3 protein-coding genes are annotated in these 3,443 nt (G+C 62.0%); 1 reads left to right on the top strand and 2 read right to left on the bottom strand.

Going from position 1 to position 3,443, the window contains the following annotated elements; translation table 11 throughout:
* Both EN994_RS23240 and EN994_RS23235 read right to left on the bottom strand, forming a co-directional pair.
* Window positions 1–1,178, bottom strand: a 1,178-nt coding sequence (locus EN994_RS23240) for a Xaa-Pro peptidase family protein (protein WP_140736587.1), incomplete at its 3' end; no start/stop codon positions are given.
* Window positions 1,179–1,240: 62 nt separating this feature from the next.
* The gene (locus tag EN994_RS23235; RefSeq protein ID WP_127224205.1) at window positions 1,241–1,462 is read right to left on the bottom strand and encodes a hypothetical protein; all 222 of its coding nucleotides are present in this window, start codon (window positions 1,460–1,462) and stop codon (window positions 1,241–1,243) included.
* A 90-nt stretch (window positions 1,463–1,552) separates the two neighbouring features.
* On the opposite strand from EN994_RS23235, the gene EN994_RS23230 reads away from it, so the two are divergent.
* On the top strand, window positions 1,553–3,163 hold the full coding sequence (locus tag EN994_RS23230; RefSeq protein WP_063169053.1) for an ABC transporter substrate-binding protein: 1,611 nt from the start codon (window positions 1,553–1,555) through the stop codon (window positions 3,161–3,163).
* Window positions 3,164–3,443: the final 280 nt, after the last annotated feature.

Below are 3,443 nucleotides of genomic sequence, written 5' to 3'. Positions count from 1 at the left end.
CCCCTGTTCCACCCCCGGCCCCGATCACCGAACATCACGTATCCGCTCTCCGTCACCGCCAGCGTGTCTTCCAGCTTGATGAAGCCCCGTGTCGGGTGAAGCATGGTCGTCTCCACCGACAGCACCATGTTCTTCTCCAGCGGTTTGGCCGCATAGGTGCCTTCATAGGTCACCGGGTGGTTGGTCATCAGGAACGGCGCCTCGTGCGTGATCAGCCCCATGCCATGGGCGAAGAAATCCGTGTAGGGCGCGACCTTCGAAGCCTTCAGCACGCCCTCGGCATGCGAAATCATGTCGCCGCCCAGCGTGCCCGCTTTGACTTTTGAAAAGGCCGCCTGCTGCACCGTCTCGACCTCGGCCAGCAGATCTTCCAGCTCGGCATCCGGTTCGCCGAGAATGCCCATCCGGCAGAGGTCGCCTATATAGCCGTGATAATTGCCGCCGGAATCGATTGACAGCACCTCGCCTTTTTTCCACGCCTGCGGTGAAGCGGCGCGGTTGTGGCTGGCACCCAGCGTCAGCAGGCAATATTCGAAATGGATGCCGCGATTGGTTTCCTCGCGCCGCAGCTGCTCGATGATCTCGCTTTTAGTCGTGCCTTCACGCGCCCAGGCAATGGTCGCCAGCATGGAATCGGTGATCAGTTCGGAGGCCGTGCGCAGCTTCTCCAGCTCCGCATCGGTCTTGATGGCGCGCATGCGCTCCAGCATGTCGGTCGCATCGATCAGCCTGGCATCCGGCAACGCCTTGCGGATCAGCGTATAGGCGTCCGATGGCAGGAAGCCAGGCTCGATGCCGATGCGCGCGCCGGCCTTGCCGATCTTCTGCAGGTGCTCGACCGCAAGGTTGGCGGCGTCGAGCGTGCCCCAGCAGGCGGCGTGCAGCGTCGGCGTCCAGAACGGATTGTTCTGGTGCTCGCCGCCCTCCATGCGGTTGCCGATATAGGCGGCATGGTCCGGCCCGCCCTTTTCGTACACGACGATCGGCAGGTACCGGCTGTGGCCGATCGCATCCATGGCGGCGAAGAAGATGAACTTGTAACCGCCCAGCAGGTATTGCGTGTTGTGCTTGGAGGTGGCGAGCAGCACATCGATGCCGGCCTCCTCCATCAGCCGGTCGACCCTTGCCTGGTCGAACGGGATATTGCCGACGGCATTCTTGCCCGGAGCAATGTTCATCTCTCTCTCCCTGAATTGCCTGGGACCGCCGGCCGTTCCGCTCGCGATCCCCTGGCCATGACTCAAATCTGCACCATTTTGCCCGTTCTGGTCCAGCCAGAAATAGGGCAAACAGCACCGTTCCATGTCATCATACCTTTGTCCGTCGCATATCCCATCAATTTGGTCCTACCAGATTGACGTGATAGAAGCGCATATTCCAAACTGGTCCAGCGGACGAAAATTTCAAAGCCAAGCGAGGATGCGCCAATTCCGTCTCTGGCGAAACCCTCGGCAAGGCTCATAATCGCCGCCGCAAGGATGCTGGCGGGCTTGCCGGCGTTCGAGGGGTATTGGCGCGCCCAACCGGGTCGCGGAGAGGACGGAGTTCGATCATGTCAGGTTTCACGATTTCCAGGCGCACGATGCTTTCCGGCTCGGCAATGCTGCTGGCCTCCACCGCCATGCCGACACCGGGCTGGGCGCAGACGCCGAAGAAGGGCGGGCGGCTTGTGCTTGCCGCCGATTCCGAACCGCGCAACCTCAACCCGGCGATCGTCGCTTCCAACGGCGTCTTCTTCATCTCCAGCAAGATCGTCGAAACGCTGGCCGAAGCCTCCTACGACGGCAAGGACGGACTCGCGCCAAGGCTGGCGCTGAGCTGGGAGGGTGCCGCCGACGGGCTCTCGGTGACGTTCAAACTGCGCGACGGCGTCAAATGGCATGACGGCAAGCCGTTCACCTCCGCCGACGTGGCCTTCTCGGCGCTGCAGATCTGGAAGCCGCTGCAGAACCTCGGCCGCACCGTGTTCAAGGACCTGGCCAGCGTCGAGACCCCCGACGATCTCACCGGTGTGTTCAAATTCGCCAAGCCGACGCCGTTCCAGCTGATCCGCAACGCGCTGCCGGCGCTGAGCAGCGTGGTGCCGAAGCACATCTACGAGGTCGGCAAGATCGAGGACAACCCGGCCAACAACGCGCCCATCGGCACCGGACCGTTCAAATTCGGCGAGTACAAGGCCGGCCAGTATTACCGGCTGACCAAAAACACCGACTACTGGGGCAAGGACGAGCCCTATCTCGATGAGATCATCTATCAGGTGCTGCCGGATCGCACGTCCGCGGCCAGCGCGCTGGAGGCCGGAGAGATCCAGCTGGCGGCCTTTTCCGCCGTGCCGCTGGCCGACCTCGACCGCATCTCGAAAGTGCCGGGGCTGAAAGTGATCACCAAGGGTTACGAAGGGCTGACCTATCAACTCGTCGTCGAGATCAATCATCGCCGCAAGGAACTGGCCGACGTCAAAGTGCGGCAGGCGATCGCACATGCCATCGACAAGGATTTCGTCGTCAAGACGGTGTTCCTCGGCTATGCCGCGACAGCCACCGGCCCGGTGCCGAAGAACGATCCACAATTCTACACCGCCGATGTGCCGACCTATGCCTTCGACGTCGCCAAGGCCAACGCGCTGCTCGACGAAGCCGGCTACAAGAAAGGCCCGGACGGCAAGCGCTTCACGCTGAAACTGCTGCCTGCGCCCTATTTCAACGAGACAAAACAGTTCGGCGACTATCTGCGCCAGGCGCTCGCCGCCATCGGCATCGACGCTGAGCTGGTCAACAACGACTCGGCCGCGCACATCAAGGCGGTCTACACCGACCACGCCTTCGATCTCGCGGTCGGTCCGCCGGTGTTCCGCGGCGATCCGGCGATCTCGACCACCATCCTGGTGCAGAGCGGCATTCCGGACGGCGTGCCGTTCTCCAACCAGGGCGGCTACAAGAACGATGCGCTCGATGCGCTCATCGCCAAGGCATCGGAGACGCTCGACGCATCAGCCCGCACCGACCTCTACAAGGAATTCCAGAAGGCGGTGGCTGCCGACCTGCCGCTGATCAACGTCGCCGAATGGAGTTTCATCAGCGTCGCGCGAGACACCGTCGGCAACATCGCCAACAACCCGCGCTGGGCGGTGTCGAACTGGGCGGACACGTATTTGGAATCGTGACAGAATTGCGCGGATGAAAATTCGCGAAATCATCGTAGGCTTTGAGTTCTACGAGGCCCCCCTCTGTCCTACCGGACATCTCCCCCTCAAGGGGGGAGATTGGCCGCTTGTCTGTCCCGCGAATTCTTCAACGTTGGAGATTGGCGAAGCCAAAAGAGACAGCCGATCTCCCCCCTTGAGGGGGAGATGTCCGGCAGAACAGAGGAGGGTGCCTAGGCGCGGTCCTAATCAACGTATCGCCAACCCATCGACGCCCCCATGAACCGCGCCCTCACCCTTC

Origin of the sequence: Mesorhizobium sp. M7A.F.Ca.CA.002.09.1.1 (genome assembly GCF_003998555.1) — a bacterium.
GTDB lineage: Bacteria > Pseudomonadota > Alphaproteobacteria > Rhizobiales > Rhizobiaceae > Mesorhizobium > Mesorhizobium ciceri.
The sequence above is the reverse complement of the archived record's forward strand: the minus strand, read 5'-3'. Positions and strand labels throughout refer to the sequence as shown.